The 1114-nt window shown below is 71.9% G+C and carries 1 protein-coding gene and 1 pseudogene; both read left to right on the forward strand.

Annotated features, from left to right (window positions below):
* Nucleotides 1-186: GNAT family N-acetyltransferase (locus tag AC27KI_RS25480; RefSeq protein WP_487091317.1), on the forward strand; the 186-nt coding region annotated here is incomplete at its 5' end.
* Between the two features lie 116 nt (nt 187-302).
* A pseudogene (gene meaB, locus AC27KI_RS25485) lies at nt 303-1114 on the forward strand (methylmalonyl Co-A mutase-associated GTPase MeaB); the annotation flags it as partial.

Here is a 1114-nt window from a genome sequence, read left to right on the forward strand (position 1 = left end):
GGCGTGGGCGCCGCCGTGCTGGCCCAGGTGCAGGACCGGGCGCGCCGCGAAGGCGCCGTGCTGCGCGTGACCGCGCTGCAGCGCAGCGATGCCAACCGCTTCTACCAGCGCCACGGCTTCGTGCAGACCGGCGAGGAAGACGTGGACGTGCACTACGAGTGGCGGCCCGAAGAGGGGGCCGAATGAGCGCGCCCCGGCCTTCGACCGCTTCTGCTACGGGGGCTTCGCCCCATCGGCCACCTTCGGCCGGCGGCTGGCTGGACGGAATCCTCCACGGCGCCCAGGCCGTGCAGCGCCGGGCCATGTCCAAGGCGATCACGCTGCTGGAGTCGACCCGCGCCGACCACCGCGCGCAGGGTGACGAGCTGCTCACCGCCTTGCTGCCGCACACCGGCCAGTCGTTTCGCCTGGGGATCAGCGGCGTGCCCGGCGTGGGCAAATCCACCTTCATCGAAGTGCTGGGCCTGCACCTCATCGGCCTGGGCCACCGCGTGGCGGTGCTCACCATCGACCCGTCCTCCACCGTGTCGGGCGGCTCCATCCTGGGCGACAAGACCCGCATGGAACACCTGTCCATGCACGAGAAGGCCTACATCCGCCCCAGCCCGTCCAGCGGCACCCTGGGCGGCGTGGCCGAGAAAACGCGCGAGGCCATGCTGGTGTGCGAGGCCGCCGGCTACGACATCGTCATGGTGGAGACCGTCGGCGTGGGCCAGAGCGAGATCGCCGTGGCCGGCATGACCGACATGTTCGTGCTGCTGCAGCTGCCCAACGCGGGCGACGACCTGCAGGCCATCAAGAAGGGCGTGATGGAGATCGCCGACCTGGTCGTCATCAACAAGGCCGACATCGACCCGCACGCCGCCACCCGCGCCGAGGCGCAGATCACCTCCAGCCTGCGGCTGCTCAGCCAGCACGGCAACCCCGAGCGCTCGCTGGGCCACCCCCGCCACGCGCCGGCAGCGGGCCACGGCGCGGTGTCGGCCGAAAGCGAACCGGCTCCGGCCCCGGCCGACGCGCCCCCTGGCAGCCCAAGGTGCTGCAGATCAGCGCGCTGCAGGGCCAGGGCCTGCAGGCCTTCTGGGCCGCCGTCAGCCAGTTCCGCCAACTGCAG

This window comes from Acidovorax sp. KPB24-03 (assembly GCF_057546605.1).